Here is a 20712-nt window from a genome sequence, read left to right on the forward strand (position 1 = left end):
TTATTTTCAAGTATTTCACATGAGAATCTTAACCATTTATGCAGTTTTCACAAATCGTTCCCAATTTCTTCACAGTATACACATGGCACGCCCGGCTCATTCCTCAAAGGTAATCAGGCGGGAAAACAGGATTTTCATGCCGTTTCCAAAGGTCATCTTTTGCACCGCCTCCGCGGCCTTCAGGGGGTATTCCGAGATGGGCTGCGAGTCGAGCGAGATGAGCACCTTGCCCAAAATCTGGCCCTTCTCCACCGGGGCCTGCACATCCGGCACCAAGCTGATGCGCTGTTCCAGCCGCTGTTGATCCCCCTGCTTTACCACGATGTTGCTTGGCGGATCGCACTCCACCGCGACCTCGGGGACCACGCCGCCGATCACCTTGACCGGTGTGAGCTGATCCGCCACGCTGGGCGGGGTTGCCATCGCGTAGTTGGCGAAGCCGTAATCCAGCAGCTTGCGCGCACCGGCAAACCGGTCGTCGCTGGTGGGCGCGCCCAGCACCACCGCCACCAGGGAGAGCCCGTTCCGCTCCGCAGAGGCGGAGAGACAGCTCCCCGCGCCGTTGGTCGTGCCGGTCTTGAGGCCGGTTGCGCCGTCATAGAAGCGCACCAGCTTGTTGGTGTTCACCAGCTGGGTCGCGCCGTCGCGCAGCGAGTCCATCCACACGGTGGAATATTCCTTGATCTTGGGGTGCCTCAGCAGCTCGCAGGACATGATTGCGATGTCGCGCGCGGTGGTCTCGTGGCCGGCCGCGTCCAAACCGCAGGCGTTGATAAAGGTGGTGTTCTCCATGCCCAGCTCCTGCGCGCGCTGGTTCATCAGCGCCACAAACCCCTCTTCGCTGCCCGCAACCGCCTCGCCCAGCAGCACCGCCGCGTCGTTGGCCGAGGAGATCGCCGTCGCCTTGAGCAGGTCGTGGACGCTCATCTGCTCGCCTGGTTCCAGCCAGATTTGGCTGCCGCCCATGGTGGACGCGTGCTCCGAGCAGGAGATCATGTCCTCCATCTTTAGCTTGCCCGAATCCAGCGCCTCCATCACCAGCAGGAGGGTCATTACCTTGGTGATCGAGGCGGGCGGCATCCGCTCATCCGCGTTGTCCTCATAGAGCACCTGCCCGGTGGTCTGTTCCAGCAGGATCGCCGATTTCACATTGAGCGCCAGCGGCGCGGCTGCGGCGTCGGTATCCAGGGCCGCCTCCTCGCCGGCGGCGAACGCGGGCAGGGCGCCGGAAACGCACAAGCCAATCGCCAAAACCCATGCCGCCGTCTGTTTTTTCCAGTTCGTCATAAAAGCCAACTCCTATCCCTCCGGCGGCCCCGAAGGCGGGGCGCGGCCGCACGTTGTTGCTATCAGTGTATGCGCGCGGGACAGGAAAAAATGTGCTTTTATGCAGGATAGCTGGACAGCATGTGAGAATGCCGCCCAGCTATGTTGTATGGTGGTTCAATTATTTGACAAGGAAGGGCTTGATTTCCTCCAGGAACGCATCGCAGTTGTCGCTGTATACCTGCATCTTCAGCGGCTTGGAGAGATCCAGGCTGAAAATACCCATGATGGATTTCGCATCAATGGCATAACGGCCGGAAATCAAATCCACATCAAAATCATACTTGCTGACCGTGTTTACAAATACCTTGACGTCGTTGATCGTGTTCAGAAGAATGGTCAATTCTTTCATAACAGCAATCCTCCTTTTTTTCTATGTATGATTTATTAGGATAATTACCATAAATACACTATATCAGCCGGGGGTTTTTAAGTCAACTGCTAATTGCTATTATCGCCGTTTTTTATTATAATAAACCCTGTAAAGATCGCTTTTTTGTACAGCTTTTGCGCGAAAAACAGCGAACAAAAACAGGGCATGGAGGCGAGGCATGAGAGCCGCTTTTTATACGCTCGGCTGCAAGGTAAACCAGTACGAAACGCAGATTCTCGAGCAGCTTTTTTTCGACAACGGGTTCGATATTGTGTCGCCCGATTCCCCGGCCGACCTGCTGGTGGTCAACTCCTGCACAGTCACAGCCGAGGGCGACCGCAAGACGCGGCAGGCCCTGCGCCGGTTTAAGCGCGCGAACCCTTCGGGCGTGGCGGCGCTCACCGGCTGTTTTCCACAGGCGTTTCCAGACATCGCCGAACAAATCCCAGAGGCGGATGTGATCACAGGCTCCCGGAACCGTGGGAGCCTGCTTTGCGCTGTAGAGAAATATTTTGCGACCGGCCGGCGGGTCATTGAGATCACCCCGCACGAGCGCGGCGAGGAGTTCGAGCGCATGAAGGCCGGCCGCTTTTTGGGGCGCACCCGCGCGTTCGTCAAAATCCAGGACGGCTGCGACCGCTACTGCTCCTACTGCATCATCCCCACGGCGCGCGGGCCGGTGCGCAGCAAGCCGCTGGAGGAGCTGCGCGAGGAGCTGGAGGGCCTGGCCGCGGCGGGTTACCGCGAGGCGGTGCTGGTGGGCATCAACCTGCCGTTTTACGGCAAGGAGACCGGCTACACCCCCCGCCTGATCGACGCGATCGAGCTGGCCTGCGCGGTGCCGGGCATCGAACGGGTGCGGCTGGGCTCGCTGGAGCCCGAGCTGCTCACCGAGGAGGACATCGCGCGCATGGCGGCGCAACCCAAGTTTTGCCCGCAGTTCCACCTGTCGCTGCAAAGCGGGTGCGACAACACCCTGCGCCGCATGAACCGCCACTACACGGCGGCGGAGTACCGCGCGATTGTGGACAAGCTGCGCGCCGCGTTCGACAACCCCGCCATCACCACCGATATCATCGTGGGCTTTCCGGGCGAGACCCCGGAGGAGTTCGCCCAGAGCCTGGCGTTTGCCCGGGAAATCGGCTTTGCCAAGGTGCACGTTTTCCCCTATTCCAAGCGGGAGGGCACGCGCGCGGCCAAGCTGCCCGGTCAGATCCCCCGCGCGGTGAAAAGCGAGCGGGTAGCCGAGCTCGCCCAGGCGGTGGAGCCCGCGCGGCGGGCGTTTTTGCAGGCCCAGGTGGGCCGCACCGAGGCGGTGCTGTTTGAGTCGGCCGCAGCGCAGGGCGGGGTCGAGGGCTATACCAAAAACTACGCTCCGGTGCGGGTGCCCGGCGCGGGCGGGGAGCTCTCGGGCCGCGTGTTCGCGGTGGAGATTGTCGGCGTGGGGGAGGACTGCTGCCTCGGCCGGTTGGCGCCCAATCAGGGAAACCCCGAAATTTTTTCGGATTAAAATACAGTGAGAGAGAAACATACGGGAGGTTGCCATGTCTGTTTATCGAGTTTATGTGGAGAAAAAGAGCGAGTTTGCCGTGGAGGCAGGCGCGACGCTCGCGGACATCCGCACGGTGCTGGGGATCGATGGGGTCGCCGGGGTGCGCCTGTGGAACCGTTACGACGTCCAGGGCCTGGAGCACGAGCAGTTTGAGCGCGCCAAAAACACCATCTTCAGCGAGCCGCAGGTGGATCTTTGCAGCGAGGAGCTTCCCACTATCGGGGCGCCCAGCCGCATCTTTGCCGTGGAGTACCTGCCCGGCCAGTTCGACCAGCGCGCCGATTCCTGCTCCCAGTGTATCCAGATCATGACGCAGGGGGAGCGGCCGCTCGTGCGGACTGCCCGGGTGTTTGTTTTGCTGGGCTCGATCAGCGACGAGGAGTTCGCCCGCATCAAAGGGTTTGTCATCAACCCGGTGGAAAGCCGCGAGGCGTCGCTCGCCGCGGTGGACACCCTCGAGACCTCCTATGAAATCCCCACCACGGTCAAAATCCTCGACGGGTTCACCGCGCTGAACGAGGCGGGCCTGGCCGCGTTTTTAAGGGAGTATGGCCTGGCGATGGACCTGGACGACATCAAGTTTTTGCAGGGTTACTTCCGTAATGAAGAAGGGCGCGACCCGACTATCACCGAAATCCGCATGATCGACACCTACTGGTCGGATCACTGCCGCCACACAACCTTCTCGACCAACCTGCAAAACATCGAGATCGCGTCGGACGAGATCCGCGCGACCTTCGAGCGCTACCTCAAGTGCCGCGAAACCCTCTACGCGGGCAAGGAAAAGCCCGTCACCCTGATGGACCTCGCGGTGATCGGGGCCAAGGCCCTCAAGCGGGAGGGGTATCTGCGCGACCTCGACGAATCCGAGGAGATCAACGCCTGCTCGGTGCGCATCGACGTGGATGTGGACGGCAAAGAGGAACCCTGGCTGCTGATGTTTAAAAACGAGACCCACAACCACCCCACCGAGATCGAGCCGTTCGGCGGAGCGGCCACCTGCCTGGGCGGCGCCATCCGCGACCCGCTTTCGGGGCGCAGCTACGTTTACCAGGCGATGCGCGTCACCGGCGCGGCCGACCCGACCGTGCCGATCGAACAGACCATGCAGGGTAAGCTCCCCCAGCGCAAGCTCACCACCACGGCGGCGGCGGGCTACAGCAGCTACGGCAACCAGATCGGCCTGGCCACCGGCCATGTCGCGGAGATCTATCACCCCGGCTACGCCGCCAAGCGCATGGAGATCGGCGCGGTGATCGGCGCGGCCCCGGCCGCCAACGTGCGCCGCGAGGCCCCCATCCCGGGCGATGTGGTCATCCTGCTGGGCGGCAAGACCGGCCGGGACGGCTGCGGCGGCGCGACCGGCTCCTCCAAGACCCACACCCTCGATTCGCTCGAGACCTGCGGCGCGGAGGTGCAGAAGGGCAATCCGCCCGAGGAGCGCAAGCTCCAGCGCCTGTTCCGCGACCCCGCGATCACCCGCATGATTAAGCGCTGCAACGACTTCGGCGCGGGCGGCGTGTCGGTGGCGGTGGGCGAGCTGGCCGACGGCCTGCGCATCAATCTGGACGCGGTGCCCAAGAAGTACGACGGCCTGGATGGCACCGAGCTGGCGATCAGCGAATCGCAGGAGCGCATGGCTGTGGTGGTGGCCCCCCAGGATGTGGACGCCTTCATCGCGGGCGCGCGGCGCGAGAACCTCGACGCGGTCGCGGTGGCTGAGGTCACCGCGGAGCCCCGCCTGCGCATGAGCTGGAACGGCAACACGATCGTCGATATCTCCCGCGCGTTCCTCAACTCGAACGGCGCGGTCAAATACGCCGATGTGAAGATCGGCGACCTGAGCCCCAAGGGGGCGGCGCTGCCCGGCGACGGCAAGACCGGGGCCGAGCGCTTTGTCGCGCTGGTGAACGACCTCAACGTGGTCAGCCAGAAAGGGTTGGTGGAGCGGTTCGACTCGACCATCGGCGCGGGCACCGTGCTGATGCCGTTCGGCGGACGCTGCCAGCTCACCCCCACCCAGGCGATGGTGGCCAAGCTCCCGGTGCTCTCGGGCGAGACCACCTCCTGTTCGTTCATGGCCTGGGGCTACAACCCCTACCTCTCCGAAAAGAGCCCCTACCACGGCGCGGCCTGCGCGGTGGTGGAATCGGTCGCCAAGGTGATTGCGGCGGGCGGCAGCTGGCACAAGTGCTGGCTGACCTTCCAGGAATACTTCGGACGCACCGGCAGCGACCCCGAGCGCTGGGGCAAGCCGTTTTCCGCCCTGCTGGGCGCGCTGAAGGCGCAGCTCGAGCTGCGCTGCGCTGCCATCGGCGGCAAGGATTCGATGTCCGGCACCTTTGAGCACCTGGACGTGCCCCCCACGCTGGTCTCGTTCGCGGTGTCCGCAGGCCACCTGGACGACGTCGTGAGCAACGAGTTCAAAAAGGCGGGCAGCCGCCTGTACTATATCGCACCCGAGTACGACGAAAACGGCATGCCCGACTTCGGGAGCGTGCGCGCGGTGTTCGACCGGGTGGAGGGCCTCATCCGCGGCGGCAAGGTGCTGTCCGCCTGGGCGTGCGGCGCGGCCGGCGCGGCCGAGGGCATCTTCAAGATGGCGCTGGGCAACCGCATCGGCGCGGACCTGTCGGGCGCGATGGAGCAGGATTTGTACGACCCCTGCTACGGCGCGTTCGTGATCGAGACCGACGCGCACCTCTCCGACGCGCACCTGCTGGGCGTCACCACGGAGGATTATACCGTGTGGCTCGACGGCAAGGCCATCGACTTGGCCGAGCTGCAAAGGGCCTGGGAGCAGAAGCTGGAGCCGGTGTTCCCCTGCAACCTGCCTACCCCGAAGATCGCGGCGCCGGTCTACAACCATGCGGCCATCGACCACAGGGCGCCCGCCATCCGGGTGGCCAAGCCCCGCGTGCTCATCCCGGTGTTCCCGGGCACCAACTGCGAATACGACACCGCCCGCGCCTACGAGCGGGCCGGGGCGGAAGCGGAGGTGTTCGTCATCCGCAACCTCACCTCCCGAGAGATTGAGGAGAGCGTGACCGCCTTTGCCGAGGCCGCGAAGCGCGCCAACATCATCATGATCCCGGGCGGCTTCTCGGGCGGCGACGAGCCGGACGGCTCGGGCAAGTTCATCACCGCGTTTTTCCGCAACCCGCGCGTGGCAGAACAGGTGCGCGAGCTGCTGGGCAACCGAGACGGCCTGATGTGCGGCATCTGCAACGGGTTCCAGGCGCTGGTCAAGTTGGGCCTGGTGCCCTACGGCGACATCGTGGACGCCGAGTCGGACAGCCCGACGCTCACCTTCAACACGATCGGCCGTCACCAGAGCATGCTGGTGCGCACCCGCGTGGCGTCCAACAAGTCCCCTTGGCTGATGCACAGCGCGGTGGGCGACATCCACACCACCGCGATTTCCCACGGCGAAGGCCGGTTTGTGGCCAGCGCCGAGACGATCGCACAGATGGCGAAGAACGGCCAGATTGCAACCCAGTACGTCGATCTGGACGGAGCGCCTACCATGGATATCCGCTTCAATCCCAATGGATCGGTCGATGCGATCGAGGGCATCACCTCGCCCGATGGCCGTGTGTTCGGCAAGATGGCGCACTCCGAGCGCATCAGCGGCGGCGTGTACCAGAACGTGCCCGGCGAAAAGGACAACGGCATGTTCCGCGGCGCGGTGGATTATTTTAGAGGCTGACAATAGAAAGCGCGCGGCTGAGGCGTTACCCGGCCGCGCGTTTGTATTTTTGAGAGAAAGGGGAGCTTCGCCATGCGCATTCAGGACGAGCTGCGCGCCCACCTGCTGGAGCAGGGGGTGAGCGACGTGGGATTCTGCACGGTGCCGCCAGAGGAGCTGCGCGACCTGCCGCGCGAGCTGCACTATGCGGTCAGCCTGGTGGCGCGGCTGTCCGACGCGATTGTGGACGAGATCACCGATGCGCCCACTCACACCTACTTCAACCACTACCGCACGGTTAACGCGTTTCTCGACCAGATGCTGCTGCGGGCGGGAATCTTTTTAGAGCGGCGGGGGTACCGGTATCTCACGGTGGCCGCGTCCCAGTCGATCAACCGCGACGGCTGGAACTACGAGGGCCGCTTTTCCCACAAGAAGGCGGCCTGCCTCGCGGGGCTCGGCTGCGTGGGGCGCAGCTCGCTGTTTTTGCACCGCGAGTGGGGGCCGCGCGTGCGGCTGGCCACCCTGTTCACCGACTGCCCGTTTGAGCCCGAGCCACGCGAGCCGATGGCCTCGCCCTGCGCGGCCTGCGGGCGCTGCGTCAGGGCCTGCCTCGCGCACGCCATCACCGGCGCGGACTGGCGGCCGGGCGTCGATCGCGCCGAGCTGTTCGACCCGGCCGGATGCAGCGAGCACATGAAGCGGGCCTACCAACACATCGGGCGGGGCGCGGTGTGCGGCGTCTGTATGCGGGTATGCCCGGCCGGCGAGCGGCAAAAATAAAGGTGGGATGCGCGGCGGGACTACAGCCCGCGGCAGTCGCCCACCCCCTGGCTGATGAGAATTTCCAGAAAGGCGGAGAGCAGGCCGCCGCATGTGATGAGCTGGAAGTTGGGGCGACCGCCGTCGCGAAAGACGCGCAGCGCCTGCACCACAGCCATCCGGTTGCGGTTCTCGGGCTGTAGCTTGACGGCGTACTCCGCGCCGTTCACGGTGATGCGCACCGTGTAGCCCGCGTCGAGCGGCTCGGCGTGCGCACCGGCCATGAGGGACGCGACCAATCTGTCGTACTGTTGTTGGCTGAGTTGTCGGATAATCATCGAAAAGCTCCTTTCTGAATGGACACCCGGCGGTTGAAAGGAGCGGAGGCATATGGTATAATATTTATGCTCCCGCATCTGTTTGGTGCCGGGTGATTGGGGAAGCGGCGGTTTACTTGTGAGAGTGGGCGCCGCTTCCTTCATTTTTTGAGGCTTTGGTGGACGGAATCAATTCCCTTGCGAACCACTTCCGATTTGCTGATATTCAAGGCGTCGGCCGCTTCGTTCAGCTTTTCCAGCGATTCGTCGTCGAGCCGCACCCGAAACATCGTGGTCTTAGGGCTGTCCGTGGGCCGCCCCATCTTTTTTTGTTCGCTGATAAACTCACCTCCTTTTGTAGCGACATAATAATCATAACGAGTGTAACTACAAAAGTCAAGGCATCTCATAGCAAAAAGAGACCCTTCCGCAGCACTTGCATGCTATCACAGCGTATGATAAAATATTTACACTGCATTGTCTGTAGGCGTTGCGGTTGGGGAAGCGGCGTTGTACTTGTGAGAGTGGTGCGCCGCTTCCTTCATTTTTGGTTGAGGTCTGGTTCCAATTTAGAAATCCCACGTCTCACCGCTTCGGCAACTGATACCGCTTTTTGCTCGCAATAGGCGTCTAAAGTCTGTTTCGATTTCAAATCGAGTTTGACGCCGATCTTATAGAGCTTGGGATTATCCGTCTTGGGGCCTCGCTTTTTGCCCGTTTCCAGTGGATCACCTCCCGACGGAAATAGGACTGACCAAATTATAAAACAGGTCAGTCCTATTTGTCAAGTATAAAACAAAAAACAACCGAAAAAATATCGGCCGAATCTTTCATTTAACAGGATGAATGAAATGCTGATAAAAAGTCGGGCATAAATAAAAAATCCCCCGATGCAGAAAGCATCGGGGGATCGCCGTTTTTTATCAAACGGTGAACTTCGCGGGGTTGATCTTGATGCCGGGGCCCATGGTGGGGGACACGGCGCAGGATTTGATATACTGGCCCTTGGCGGCGGCGGGCTTTGCTTTCAGCAGAGCGCCCATCAGCGCGTCAAAGTTCTCCTGCAATTTGTCAACGCCAAAGCTCACCTTGCCGATCGGGCAGTGGACGATGTTGGTCTTGTCCAGGCGGTACTCGATCTTACCGGCCTTCGCCTCGGTGATCGCCTTCGCGACGTCCGGGGTGACGGTGCCGGCCTTCGGGTTGGGCATCAGCTTGCGGGGGCCGAGGATTTTACCGAGGCGGCCGACGATACCCATCATATCCGGGGTAGCGATGACCACGTCGAAATCCAGGAAGCCTTCCTTCTGGATGCGCTCCATCAGATCCTCAGCGCCGACGATCTCAGCGCCAGCGGCGGTGGCGGCGTCGGCCTTGTCGCCCTTGGCGAACACAGCGACGCGCACATGCTTACCGGTACCGTTGGGCAGAACGACCGCGCCACGGACCTGCTGATCCGCCTGACGGGAATCGACGCCCAGGCGGACGTGCATTTCGACGGTTTCGTCGAACTTAGCCTTTGCGGTTTTGATGCAGAGCTCGAGCGCCTCAGCAGCTTCATACTGCTTGGTGCGGTCTACCAGCTTTGCACTGTCGATATATTTTTTTCCATGTTTCATACTAGTTCTCCTCCCTCAGAAGTGGTATTACCGGATTGGTTTCCTCCCACCTGAGAACATCAGTCTTCTACGACAACGCCCATGCTGCGGCACGTGCCGGCCACCATGCTCATCGCGGCCTCGATATCGGCGGCGTTGAGGTCGGGCATCTTGATCTCAGCGATTTTACGAACCTGCTCTTTGGTGATGGTGGCGACCTTCGTCTTGTTGGGGACGCCGGAACCGCTCTCGATCTTGCATTCCTTTTTGATGAGGACTGCAGCCGGGGGGGTTTTGGTGACAAAGGTGAAGGAGCGGTCCGCATAAACGGTGATGACAACCGGGATAATCATACCGATGTCATTCTTGGTGCGCTCGTTGAATTCCTTTGTAAAAGACATAATGTTGACGCCATGCTGACCCAACGCGGGGCCCACCGGCGGCGCCGGGGTTGCTTTACCGGCAGGTATCTGCAGCTTGATATAACCTGTTACCTTTTGAGCCATTGTTTGCACCTCCATAGATTACGTGGTGGATGGCGGAGCGGAACCTCTACCCGCTCCTCCCACAGACTGCACCGGCCCGGTGCAATCTACGTTGTGCATTTCTCATGCACCCGCGGCGTTTTGCGCCGCAACCTGCTAAAAGATTAATTTTCCCGTTGCGCCTGGTCAAGTTCGAGCTCCACGGGGGTTTCGCGGCCAAACATGGATACAACAACTTTTACCCTGTTCTTGTCCAAATCCAATTCCTCCACCACGCCGGTAAAGCCCTCCAGCGGCCCATCCACGATCTCGACCCTGTCGCCGACCGCGTAATTGACCTCTATCTGCTTCACTTCCACACCAAGCGCCTCCACCTCTTCGTCGGTGAGGGGCACAGGCTTGGAAGCCGGCCCGACAAAACCGGTGACGCCGCGCGTGTTGCGCACCACGTACCAACTGTCGTCTGTCAGAACCATTTTTACAAGCACATAGCCAGGAAAGATTTTGCGCTCTACTTCACGCTTTTTGTTGTCTTTGATCTCGGTGACGGTCTCCGTGGGCACGCGCACCTCGGTGATCAGGTCGTGCAGCGACCTGTTCTCGACAACCTTTTCAATATTGGTAGCCACCTTATTCTCATAGCCGGAATAGGTGTGGATGACATACCACTTTGCGCTATCAGCCATTCTTAAAAATCCCTCCACGCTGTTAAATCCATTTGGAAAATGATTTACGCGTTTCTAAGGAGAACCTGGACCAACCAGGAAAGCAGGGCGTCGAGACCCCAGATAAAAATACCGATGATGACGCAGCAGACGATCACAACGATGGTGTTGTTGATGATCGAGCTTTTGGTCGGCCATACGATCTTTTTGACCTCGCCCCTCGTATCCCGGAACGATTTGGCTATTTTCTGAAAGAAACCAGGCTTGGATTTTTTTTCACTAGAAGCTTCTGCCATATTCAAATCCTTCCTTTCGCCTTATTTGGTTTCCTTGTGAAGAGTGTGTTTCCTGCAGAACCGGCAGTACTTGTTCATCTCAAGCCGGTCAGGATCATTCTTCTTGTTTTTCATCGTGTTGTAGTTGCGATGTTTGCACTCCGTGCAAGATAAGGTAATCTTAACCCTCATATCGGCACCTCCTGAATTGACGGATTTTTTTGCCTCCCTCGTAAAGGAAACGCTTAAAAGTGAACAAAAAAAATAAACCTTTTAGAGGTACTTATCAGTTTAGCACAAGCGGGCCAACCCGTCAACCTTCTTTTGTGAATTTTGCCGTTTTTGCCAAAGAATATGCAGCAGGCGGCCGATTCGTTGGTAAATCGAGGGGAATGCCGCGTCAGATTTCGGAAAAATCTCGCTGCTATGCGGCTTTCAGCCGCGAAACATTTGATTTACGCATATTCCTGTGGTAGAATAGAATATCGTATTCTATACCTTATTTCAATAAGAGCTTCCAAACTTGAACGACAAAGGTTGTGAATGTGCCATGAAAAAACGTTCGGTCGCCATTTTATTCGGCGGCGTTTCCAGTGAATATGAAGTGTCCCTGGTGTCGGCGGCCTCGGTGATCCGCAACACCCCCGCCGACCGCTACGACGTCACGATGGTGGGGATCACCCGCGACGGGCGGTGGCGGCGGTACACCGGCCCGGTGGAGCTGATTGAACAGGATCGATGGGCGGATTCTTCCTATGTGCAGCCCGCCTTCGTCTCGCCGGACCGCGGCCACCACGGGCTGGTGGTGCCAAACGAATCCGGCTGCGAAATCGTGCGGCTGGATGCGGTGTTTCCGGTGCTGCACGGCAAGAACGGCGAGGACGGCACCATCCAGGGGCTGTTCGAGCTGGCGGGAATCCCCTATGTGGGGTGCGGCCCGCTCTCCAGTGCGGTTTGTATGGACAAGGCGGTCACCCACACCATCCTGGCCGAAGCGGGCATCCCGCAGGCGCGGTGGCAGACGGTACTGACGCGCGACTTCCGACAGGAGAACTTTGCCGCTCTGGAGGGGAGGCTGCGCGGGGCGTTGGGTTACCCGATGTTCGTCAAGCCCGCCAACGCGGGGTCGTCGGTGGGCATCTCCAAGGCGCACGGCCCCGACGAGCTGAGGGCCGCCTTGGCGCTCGCCTTCCAACACGACTGCAAGGCGGTGGTCGAGGAGTTCATCGACGGCAGCGAAGTGGAATCGGCTGTGCTGGGCAACGACCAGCCGGTTGTCTCGGTGCTGGGCGAGATCGTGCCCTGCAACGAGTTTTACGACTACGAAGCGAAATACCAGAACGACGCGACCGAGCTGCACATCCCGGCGCGCATACCCGACGAGACGGCCGCGCTCATCCGGGAGACGGCAGCCAGGGCCTACCGGGCGCTCGGCTGCTCGGGGCTCACCCGCATCGACTTCTTTGTGAAGCGCGACGGCACGGGGATTGTCCTCAACGAGCCGAACACAATCCCGGGTTTCACATCGATCAGCATGTATCCCAAGCTGATGGCGGCGAGCGGCGTCCCCTACAGCGAGCTGATCGACAGGTTATTTACCCTCGCCATCGAGCGGATGGCACAGACATCAACAGAAGTTTAAATGACAGAAGGGCGGAGAGATTGATAAAAATAAAGGGGTTGGTCTGAGATGAACAGCAAGGCAATCGGCGTATTTGATACCGGAGCGGGGGGCTTGGCCACCGTGCGCGAATTGCAGCGGCTGATGCCGGGGGAGAGCATCGTCTACCTGGCGGACACCGCGCGCGCGCCTTATGGGGCGCACAGCCGGGAGCTGATTACCGAAAACGCGATGCGCGGCCTGGGCTTCCTGCAACAGCAGGATGTCAAGCTGCTGGTGTCGGCCTGCGGTACGGTGAGCGCCGTGCTGCCCGAGCAGAGCGTCAAAAAGCTGTCCGTCCCCCTGGTCTCCACCCTGTTGCCCTGCGCGCAGGAGGCCTGCGCCATGAGCGCGAGCGGTGTCATCGGCGTCATCGGCGCCACCGCTGCGGTTCGGAGCTCCGCCTTCGGCAAGGCGATCCGCAACATCCGCACCGACGCGAGGGTGGTCGGCCGGGCCTGCCCGCTGCTGCTCGCCCTGGCGGAAAACGGCGTGACCAGCGCGGATGACCCGCTGGTGCGTCTGACCATCCAGCGCTACCTCGAGCCGATGCTGGCGGAGGGGATCGACACCCTGATTTTGGCCAGCGCCCACTATTCGGTGCTGTTCGCCGCGATCTCGGAGGTGTTCGACTACCGCGTCACCCTCATCGACGCCACCGCTGTGACCGCGCGCTATGTGCAGAGCTACCTGCTGCAAAACGACATGCAGAACGACGGCGGGGTGAAACCGCCGGTCTGGTATGTCACCGATCTGCCGCAGGACTTCACCGATCTATCCAAATTGTATTATAAATGCGAAATTACACAGAATGTTAAATTGGTTGCCCTGTGAGGAACCGGGAAGGATACATAGTTTTGAAAAAGGATGTTTTGATTCAGATACGCGGCGTCCAGTATATCGACGGCGAGCAGGACGTGGTGGAGCTCACCACTGTGGGCCGCTTCTACCGCAAAAACGGGGACTACTACATCTCCTACGACGAGAGCGAGGCCACCGGCTTTGAGGGTGGAAAGACCACGCTCAAGGTCGAAGGGGACGACAGCAAGGTCACCATGCTGCGCAGCGGCCCCAACCGGTCGCAGCTCATCGTCGAGGCTGGCCGCAGGCACCAGTGCCAGTACGACACCGGCTACGGCCCGATCATCATGGGGGTGTCGGGCGACCGTATCCTCTCCTCCCTGTCCGACCGGGGCGGGGAGCTCAACTTCAAATATACCCTCGACCTCAACGCCAGCCTGGCGAGCGAGAACGAGGTGTTTGTCCAGGTGCGCGAACAGAATCGCGCAGCCGAATAAAAAGGAAGATCAAAAAAGAGAAGGAATGATGGTTTTACATGGCAAACTTTGTAAAGATGGCCGGGGATGAGGTGCGCGAAATCCTGATGGGCGCGCTGGGAAAGCTGGTCGCAGAGGGGCAGATCCCCGCAGTTCCGCTGCCCGCGTTTACAGTGGAGATCCCCAACGACACCGCGCACGGCGATTTTGCGAGCAACCTGGCGATGGTATCCGGCCGCGCGTTCAAAGAGGCGGGCGTCAAGTTTAATCCCCGCGCGTTTGCGACGCAGCTCTGCGAGGCCGCGGAGCTCGCGGGCACCAGCTTCACCCGCTGCGAGGTGGCGGGACCTGGGTTCATCAACTTCTTCCTCGCCGACCGCTGGTTCGCAGGGGTGGTGCGCGACGTGTTGGCCTGCGGCGCGGATTACGGCCGCAGCGACTACGGGCAGGGCCGCAAGGTGATGATCGAGTTTGTCTCGGCCAACCCGACGGGCCCGATGCACATGGGCAACGCGCGCGGCGGCGCGCTGGGCGACTGCCTGGCCGCGGCGATGGACAAGGCCGGCTACGACGTGACCCGCGAGTTCTATGTCAACGACGCGGGCAACCAGATCGAGAAGTTCGGCGTCTCCCTGGAGGTGCGCTATCTCCAGCATTTTCTGGGGGAGGACGCGGTGGAGCTGCCCGAGGACGCCTACCACGGCGACGACATCCGCCAGCGTGCCTGCGAGTTTGCCGAGCTGTACGGCGACCGCTATGTGAACGCCGAACCCGCCGAGCGCCGAAAAGCGCTGGTGGAATATGCCCTGCCGAAGAATGTGGACAAGCTGAAGAGCGACCTCGCGCTCTACCGCATCCACTACGATGTGTGGTTCCGCGAGAGCACTCTGCACGAGGGCGGCGCGGTCAAGGCCGCGCTCGACCGGCTCACCGAGCTGGGCATGACCTACGAGCAGGAGGGCGCGCTCTGGTATAAGAATGCCGAGGTGCAGAGAAAGCGCCTGAAGGCGGCGGGCAAGACCGACGAGGAGATCGAGGCGCTCGGCCTCAAGGACGACGTGCTGGTGCGCGCCAACGGCCATCCGACCTATTTCGCGGCGGATATCGCTTATCATTACAATAAATTTGCGGTGCGCGGCTTCGACCGCGTCATCAACGTGTGGGGCGCGGATCACCATGGGCATGTGGCGCGTCTCAAGGGCGCGATGGACGCCATCGGCCTCAACGGGGACAAGCTGGACATCGTGCTGATGCAGCTCGTGCGTCTGATGAAGGACGGCCAGCCCTACAAGATGAGCAAGCGCAGCGGCAAGGCGGTGTCCCTCACCGACCTGATCGAGGAGATCCCGATCGATGCGGCGCGCTTCTTCTTCAACCTCTCCTCGCCCAACGCGACGCTGGATTTCGACCTCGACCTGGCGGTGAAGAATTCGAGCGACAACCCGGTTTATTATGTGCAGTACGCGCACGCGCGCATCTGCAGCATCCATAAGAAGCTGGCGGCGGCGGGGATTGTCTACCGGGGCTGCACTTTAGAAGACTTGGAACAACTCACCCTGCCCGAGGAGCGCGAGCTGATCCGCACCCTGGCGGGCTATCCCAACCTGCTGATCGATGTGGCCAAGAGCTACGATCCCTCGCGCATGACCCACTATGCCACCGAGCTCGCCACCGCGTTCCACAAGTTCTACAACTCCTGCCGCGTGGCGGATGAAAATGAGGCGCTGATGCAGGCGCGCCTGGCGCTCTGCCTGGCGGTGAAAAACACCATCGCCGACGTGCTCGGCCTGATGAAGGTTTCCGCTCCCGAATCCATGTGACCGGCGACCCTCCGGTTCAAGAAAGAGAGGATTTCCATCATGAAGTTTCCATACCCGCTGCCCATGCTGTTGGACGGCGCGACCGGAACCAATCTGATCGCCGCGGGGATGCCGCAAAGCGCATGTGTGGAGCGGTGGATTTTGGAGCATCCCGACGTGTTGCAGCGGCTGCAGCGCGAATTTGTCGCAGCCGGTGCGGACGCGGTATACGCGCCGACCTTTTCGGCCAATGCGGCCAAGCTGGCCCACTACGGGCTGGAGGGGCAGGTGCGCGAGCTCAACCTGCGCCTGGCGGCCCTGTCGCGCGAGGCGGTGGGGGATAGCGCGTTGGTGGGCGGCGATCTATCGCCCACCGGGCTGTTCTGCGAGCCGTTCGGCGACACGCCGTTTCTCGATCTGGTCCACCTGTACGCCGAGCAGGCGCTCGCGCTCAGGGATGCGGGAGTCGACTTTCTGGCGATTGAGACAATGACCAGCATGACCGGGATGCGCGCGGCCATCCTGGGCGGGTGGCACGCGGACCTGCCCATCTTTGTTACCCTCACAGTGGATGAAAGCGGCCGCACCCTGTCCGGGGCCGATCTGCTGGCCGCGCTGCTCACCGCGCAGTCGATGGGGGCGGCGGCGTTCGGCGTCAACTGTTCCACCGGCGCGGAGGGGATGCAGCCGCTGTTTGAGCGCCTCGCACCCCACGCGCGGGTGCCGCTGATCGCCAAACCCAATGCGGGCCTGCCCGACCCCGCCACCGGTGCGTACCGCGTGTCGCCCGATGAGATGGCCGCCCGGATGGCGCCGCTGTTCGAGGCGGGCGTGACCATCGCGGGGGGATGCTGCGGCACGACGCCCGCACACCTCGCGGCGATCGGCCGGGCGATGCGCGGGTTCGACTTCGATTCGGTGCAGATTGAGCGCGAGGAGGACGCGCTGGTGGTGTGCAGCGAGACAGAGGTGTTCTACCTCGACGAGGATTTCGAGCTCTCCGAGCCGGTCGATTGCGAGCTGGATATGACCGACGCCCTGATGGATGCGGGGGGCGAGGGGTGCGACGCGATTTCGGTGCACCTCACCAGCAACGAGGACGCCTACTGCTTTGCGCAGAACATGCACATGGCGAGCCTGCCGGTGTCGTTTTTGGCCGAGACGGAGGAAGCGCTTGAGGCTGGCCTCATCTACTACAACGGCCGGGCGCTTATCGATTCGCGCAGCGAGGTGCCGCGCGAGCGGATGGAGGAGCTGGCCGTGGGATACGGCGCGGTGCTGCGCTGACCTGGAGACAACAATAAAAAAGAAAGCCCGCGGGTGCCGCCGGTTCGGCAGGCAGCTCCGCGGGCCTTTTGCATCTTTTATGCGCCGCGTTTGCGCTTTTGATAGCGGTTGTACAGCAGGGAGGAGATCAGCGAGATCAGTACGATCGCCACCAGCGGCACCCAAAACTGCGGGGAGAACGGCTCGGCCAGGTTTTGGCCCATCAGCACAGCGGGCACCATTACCGGGCACAGCCCGAGCAGCGAGCCCACGGTGTAGGGCAGGTAGCCCATGCCGGATGCGCCCAGCACCATGCTCACCAGGTCGCCCGGCAGCAGGTTGACGACCCGCAGCAGGTAACTGCAAAACACCGCGTTGTCGGTGGAGAAGTCGGAGAGCTTCCGCGCCTTGGGGTAGCGCGCCACCAACTTTTCCACCGCCTCACGCCCGGAGAAGCGCCCGATGCAGAAGGGGATGGTGACGCACAGCCACAGTCCCAGCAGGCTCACCAGCAGCGCGCCGGCCAGCGGGAACACCGCGCCCGCCGCCAGGTAGAGCACCACCAGCGGAAACACGATCGAGATCGATTTGACGGCGTACAGCCCCAGGAAAGTGAGGGCCGCCAGCAGGTAGCTGTCCGGGGTGAGGTGCAGGATATCCTCGATGGAGACGCTGCTCAGCGTTGCGCCGAAAAACGCCACGATGAGGACGATCCCCACAAACGGGAGCAATTTCAAAACCGTTTCTTTTTTCATTCGGAACTACCGCCTTTCCTGGCTTTAGTTTACCGCGTCCCGCGGCGGTTGTAAAGATAATTCGGCACTCTGTGGGAACCGTCGCGGGTTTCTTTGGCGGTTTCTTTAATCTTTTGACAAATCCCGGCCAAATGGTTGCTATTTCTCTCCATATCCGGTAGAATAATCAGTATCTGACAAGAAAAACCGAAAAAAGGAGTATGACTTATGTCGAATAAGCCCAAGCATCACCATCGCGGCCAGTTTACTTCCTCGCTCGGGTTCATCCTCGCAGCGGCGGGATCGGCCATCGGCCTGGGGAATCTGTGGAAGTTTCCGTACATCGCTGGGAACAGCGGCGGCGGATATTTCTTATTGTTTTATATCGCGTTTGTGCTGGTCCTGGGTATCCCTATCACCCTGGCGGAGATGAGCCTCGGCCGCAGCACCGAGCTCAGCGCGGTGGGCGCATACCGCAAAATCAACAAAAACTGGACGTTCGTGGGCGGCATCGGCGTGCTGTGCGCGTTCGTCATCCTCTCGTATTACAGCGTGGTGGGCGGCTGGGTGCTCAAATATATCGCAGCTTATCTCACCGGCGGGCAGTTCGGCGGCGATTATGGCGCCTACTTCGACAGCTTTGTCGCCAGCCCGGTGGAGCCGGTGGTCTGGCACCTGGTGTTCATGGCGTTTTGTGCGCTGGTGGTGGTCGGCGGCGTGGCCAAGGGAATTGAGAAGGCCAGCAAGATCATGCTGCCCGCCCTGTTTGTGCTGATCGTCGTGGTGGCGGTGCGCGCCTGCACCCTGCCTGGCGCGGCTGAGGGCCTCAAATTCTTCTTTGTGCCCAACGCCGAGCCGATCAACACCCCCTCCAAGTTCATCAACGTGATCGTGTTGGCCATGGGGCAGGTGTTCTTCAGCCTCAGTCTCGGCATGGGCATCACCATCACCTATGGCAGTTACCTCAAGAAGAACGACAACATGGTGAAAAGCACCATGCTGATCACCGGCCTCGATTCGCTCATCGCGGTGCTCGCCGGTATGGCGATCATCCCGGCGGTGTTTGCGTTGAGCTCCAGAGAGAACCTCACCGCGGGCCCCGGGCTCATCTTCAAGACGCTCCCCGCGGTGTTTGATTCGATGCCGCTGGGCGGGGTGTTCGGGCTGCTGTTCTTCATCCTGGTGTTCTTCGCGGCGGCGACCTCAGCCATCGCCCTGCTCGAGGTGGTCAGCGCCTTCCTGATCGATACCCTGCATTGGAAGCGCCGCACGGCCACCGTCTCAATGGCGGCGGCCATGGCGCTGATCGGCGTGTTCGCCTCCCTCTCGATGGGCGCCCTGTCCGGCTTTACCATCGGCGGGATGAACCTGTTCGACGCGATGGGCTTTCTCACCGACAAAATCCTCATGCCGGTTTCGGCGCTGCTCACCTGCATCTTTGTGGGATATGTGTGGGGCGTCGACAAGGCCGCGGAAGAGGTGGAACAGTGCGGCGTGGCCTTCCGCCTGCGCAGGGCGTTCGCCTTCTGTGTGCGGTATCTCGCGCCGGTGCTGATCCTGGTGATTCTCGTGATGGGGCTTGTCAACCAATAAAAAATGGAAAAACAGCAAGCCGGCCCGATGGAGGAGGTTCCATCGAGCCGGCTTTTTGCAGTTGCGGGGAAACGAAATGAAACGAAAAATAGAAGAAAGCGGAATTAGTAATTTTTCACCCTCTGGGCAAAATACGCTTTGGGGTGATCGCACACCGGGCAGACGTCGGGGGCAGTCTTGCCGTAGTGGATATGGCCGCAGTTCAGGCAGATCCAAACGATCTCCTCTTCCTTTTTGAAGACGGTGTCGCCCTCGACGTTGGAGAGCAGGGCGCGGTAGCGCTCCTCGTGCTCCTTCTCGATCTTGCCGACAGCCTCGAACAGGAAAGCGATCTTGTCGAAGCCCTCTTCCTTGGCGGTCTCAGCAAAACCCTTGTACATATCGGTCCACTCGTAGTTCTCGCCGGCGGCCGCGTCCTTCAGATTTTCCGCGGTATCGCCGATGCCGTGGGCCAGCTTGAACCAGATCTCGGCGTGCTCCTTCTCGTTGGCCGCGGTCTCTTCAAACAGTTTGGCGATTTGGACATAGCCCTCTTTTTTCGCCTTGGAGGCGTAGAAGGTGTATTTATTTCTCGCCTGGGATTCACCCGCGAAAGCGGCCATCAAATTGGCTTCTGTTTTTGAACCTTTGAGTTCCATCATTCATTACCTCTTTCTTTCGTCAAATTTTGTTGTGTTTTACAGTGGCTGCAGATCCCGTTGATAATCAGGTCGTGGCCGGTCACGAGGAATCCGGTGGCCTTCTCGATCTGTGTATCCAACTCCCGAAGGATGCTCAGTTCCGCATCAAACACCTGGCCACACTTGTTGCAAATCATATGGTAGTGTTCATCGGTGCGAAAATCAAAGCGGTCGCTGCCATTAGGGATTGCAATTTTGTGGATCAGCCCAAGCTCCGCCAGCAGGTTTAGGTTGCGGTAAACGGTTCCCAAGCTGATGTTGGGGTGCTCTTCCCGGAGATGGGTGTACACAAAATCGGCGGTGGGATGAACCGGATATTTCCGGACGGTCTCCAGCACGAGCTCCCTTTGCCTGGAATATTTCATGTCGCCCTCTCTTTGTTTTGGAATTAACAATAACAGGAATTGTTATTGTTATTGTGTCTATAATATACCATATGAGTAGATCATTGTCAAGTTTTTTTAAAAAAATATTTTGCGCGTTTTCTGGCGAAGAATTAAAAATATATGTTGACAAACGCAGGCGAAAATGATAATATAATTAAGCGACATGCGGATATGGCGGAATTGGCAGACGCGCTAGATTCAGGTTCTAGTGGGGTCACACCTGTGCAGGTTCAAGTCCTGTTATCCGCACCAAGGTAAACCGGTAAATTTTAGAAT

At 60.4% G+C, this 20712-nt stretch carries 22 protein-coding genes and 1 tRNA gene; 11 read left to right on the forward strand and 12 right to left on the reverse strand.

Annotation, left to right across the window (positions count from 1 at the left end; translation table 11 throughout):
• Window positions 1-96: 96 nt before the first annotated feature.
• Both H8711_RS04760 and H8711_RS04765 read right to left on the reverse strand, forming a co-directional pair.
• Window positions 97-1287 carry a D-alanyl-D-alanine carboxypeptidase family protein gene (locus H8711_RS04760; protein WP_249282396.1) on the reverse strand — a complete coding sequence of 397 codons (1191 nt, stop codon included), beginning with the start codon at window positions 1285-1287 and terminating at the stop codon, window positions 97-99.
• Window positions 1288-1447: 160 nt separating this feature from the next.
• On the reverse strand, window positions 1448-1678 hold the full coding sequence (locus tag H8711_RS04765) for an HPr family phosphocarrier protein (RefSeq protein ID WP_249282397.1): 231 nt from the start codon (window positions 1676-1678) through the stop codon (window positions 1448-1450).
• A 199-nt stretch (window positions 1679-1877) separates the two neighbouring features.
• Here H8711_RS04765 and mtaB point away from each other — a divergent pair, with 199 nt between their 5' ends.
• From mtaB to H8711_RS04780, 3 genes are all read left to right on the forward strand, one after another.
• Window positions 1878-3209, forward strand: coding sequence for a tRNA (N(6)-L-threonylcarbamoyladenosine(37)-C(2))-methylthiotransferase MtaB (gene mtaB, locus H8711_RS04770; RefSeq protein WP_249282398.1), 1332 nt, complete (start codon window positions 1878-1880; stop codon window positions 3207-3209).
• A gap of 34 nt (window positions 3210-3243) precedes the next feature.
• On the forward strand, window positions 3244-6960 hold the full coding sequence (locus H8711_RS04775; protein ID WP_249282399.1) for a phosphoribosylformylglycinamidine synthase: 3717 nt from the start codon (window positions 3244-3246) through the stop codon (window positions 6958-6960).
• Window positions 6961-7032: 72 nt separating this feature from the next.
• On the forward strand, window positions 7033-7722 hold the full coding sequence (locus tag H8711_RS04780) for a 4Fe-4S double cluster binding domain-containing protein (RefSeq protein WP_249282400.1): 690 nt from the start codon (window positions 7033-7035) through the stop codon (window positions 7720-7722).
• Window positions 7723-7742: 20 nt separating this feature from the next.
• Here H8711_RS04780 and H8711_RS04785 read toward each other — a convergent pair whose 3' ends face one another.
• The 7 genes from H8711_RS04785 to rpmG form a co-directional block, all read right to left on the reverse strand.
• On the reverse strand, window positions 7743-8039 hold the full coding sequence (locus H8711_RS04785) for a hypothetical protein (RefSeq protein WP_249282401.1): 297 nt from the start codon (window positions 8037-8039) through the stop codon (window positions 7743-7745).
• A gap of 140 nt (window positions 8040-8179) precedes the next feature.
• Window positions 8180-8341, reverse strand: coding sequence for a ribbon-helix-helix protein, CopG family (locus H8711_RS04790; protein WP_249282402.1), 162 nt, complete (start codon window positions 8339-8341; stop codon window positions 8180-8182).
• 600 nt (window positions 8342-8941) lie between these two features.
• The gene (rplA, locus tag H8711_RS04795) at window positions 8942-9637 is read right to left on the reverse strand and encodes a 50S ribosomal protein L1 (RefSeq protein ID WP_249282403.1); all 696 of its coding nucleotides are present in this window, start codon (window positions 9635-9637) and stop codon (window positions 8942-8944) included.
• 59 nt (window positions 9638-9696) lie between these two features.
• Complete coding sequence (gene rplK / locus H8711_RS04800; protein WP_249282404.1) at window positions 9697-10122, reverse strand: 50S ribosomal protein L11; 426 nt, start codon at window positions 10120-10122, stop codon at window positions 9697-9699.
• A gap of 143 nt (window positions 10123-10265) precedes the next feature.
• A complete protein-coding gene (nusG, locus tag H8711_RS04805) occupies window positions 10266-10787 on the reverse strand; it encodes a transcription termination/antitermination protein NusG (RefSeq protein WP_249282405.1) in 522 nt (173 codons plus the stop codon).
• Window positions 10788-10831: 44 nt separating this feature from the next.
• Window positions 10832-11062 carry a preprotein translocase subunit SecE gene (gene secE, locus H8711_RS04810; protein ID WP_249282406.1) on the reverse strand — a complete coding sequence of 77 codons (231 nt, stop codon included), beginning with the start codon at window positions 11060-11062 and terminating at the stop codon, window positions 10832-10834.
• 21 nt (window positions 11063-11083) lie between these two features.
• The gene (rpmG, locus tag H8711_RS04815) at window positions 11084-11233 is read right to left on the reverse strand and encodes a 50S ribosomal protein L33 (protein WP_249282407.1); all 150 of its coding nucleotides are present in this window, start codon (window positions 11231-11233) and stop codon (window positions 11084-11086) included.
• A 59-nt stretch (window positions 11234-11292) separates the two neighbouring features.
• Between rpmG and H8711_RS04820 the strand changes: the two genes are divergently transcribed.
• The 6 genes from H8711_RS04820 (at window position 11293) to H8711_RS04845 (ending at window position 17064) form a co-directional block, all read left to right on the forward strand.
• The gene (locus tag H8711_RS04820; RefSeq protein WP_249282408.1) at window positions 11293-11517 is read left to right on the forward strand and encodes a hypothetical protein; all 225 of its coding nucleotides are present in this window, start codon (window positions 11293-11295) and stop codon (window positions 11515-11517) included.
• Between the two features lie 74 nt (window positions 11518-11591).
• Window positions 11592-12683: a D-alanine--D-alanine ligase family protein gene (locus tag H8711_RS04825; protein WP_249282409.1), complete on the forward strand. Its 1092-nt coding sequence runs from the start codon at window positions 11592-11594 to the stop codon at window positions 12681-12683.
• 48 nt (window positions 12684-12731) lie between these two features.
• Window positions 12732-13535: a glutamate racemase gene (gene murI / locus H8711_RS04830; RefSeq protein ID WP_249282410.1), complete on the forward strand. Its 804-nt coding sequence runs from the start codon at window positions 12732-12734 to the stop codon at window positions 13533-13535.
• Window positions 13536-13558: 23 nt separating this feature from the next.
• The gene (locus tag H8711_RS04835; protein WP_249282411.1) at window positions 13559-13999 is read left to right on the forward strand and encodes a YwiB family protein; all 441 of its coding nucleotides are present in this window, start codon (window positions 13559-13561) and stop codon (window positions 13997-13999) included.
• A gap of 38 nt (window positions 14000-14037) precedes the next feature.
• Complete coding sequence (gene argS / locus H8711_RS04840; RefSeq protein ID WP_249282412.1) at window positions 14038-15798, forward strand: arginine--tRNA ligase; 1761 nt, start codon at window positions 14038-14040, stop codon at window positions 15796-15798.
• Window positions 15799-15837: 39 nt separating this feature from the next.
• Window positions 15838-17064: a homocysteine S-methyltransferase family protein gene (locus H8711_RS04845; RefSeq protein WP_249282413.1), complete on the forward strand. Its 1227-nt coding sequence runs from the start codon at window positions 15838-15840 to the stop codon at window positions 17062-17064.
• A 77-nt stretch (window positions 17065-17141) separates the two neighbouring features.
• Here the strand turns inward: H8711_RS04845 and H8711_RS04850 are convergent, their stop codons facing one another.
• Window positions 17142-17798: a TVP38/TMEM64 family protein gene (locus tag H8711_RS04850; protein ID WP_249282414.1), complete on the reverse strand. Its 657-nt coding sequence runs from the start codon at window positions 17796-17798 to the stop codon at window positions 17142-17144.
• Window positions 17799-18005: 207 nt separating this feature from the next.
• On the opposite strand from H8711_RS04850, the gene H8711_RS04855 reads away from it, so the two are divergent.
• Window positions 18006-19370 carry a sodium-dependent transporter gene (locus tag H8711_RS04855; protein WP_249282415.1) on the forward strand — a complete coding sequence of 455 codons (1365 nt, stop codon included), beginning with the start codon at window positions 18006-18008 and terminating at the stop codon, window positions 19368-19370.
• 104 nt (window positions 19371-19474) lie between these two features.
• Here the strand turns inward: H8711_RS04855 and rbr are convergent, their stop codons facing one another.
• Window positions 19475-20011: a rubrerythrin gene (rbr, locus tag H8711_RS04860; RefSeq protein WP_249282416.1), complete on the reverse strand. Its 537-nt coding sequence runs from the start codon at window positions 20009-20011 to the stop codon at window positions 19475-19477.
• The gene (locus H8711_RS04865; protein WP_249282417.1) at window positions 20008-20415 is read right to left on the reverse strand and encodes a Fur family transcriptional regulator; all 408 of its coding nucleotides are present in this window, start codon (window positions 20413-20415) and stop codon (window positions 20008-20010) included. Before H8711_RS04865 ends, rbr begins: the two co-directional genes overlap by 4 nt.
• A 186-nt stretch (window positions 20416-20601) precedes the next feature.
• Here H8711_RS04865 and H8711_RS04870 point away from each other — a divergent pair.
• Window positions 20602-20688: transfer RNA gene (locus H8711_RS04870), tRNA-Leu, on the forward strand.
• Window positions 20689-20712 lie beyond the last annotated feature (24 nt).

This window comes from Ligaoa zhengdingensis, from assembly GCF_014384885.1.
In the GTDB taxonomy this organism is placed as follows: Bacteria; Bacillota; Clostridia; order Oscillospirales; family Ruminococcaceae; genus Ligaoa; species Ligaoa zhengdingensis.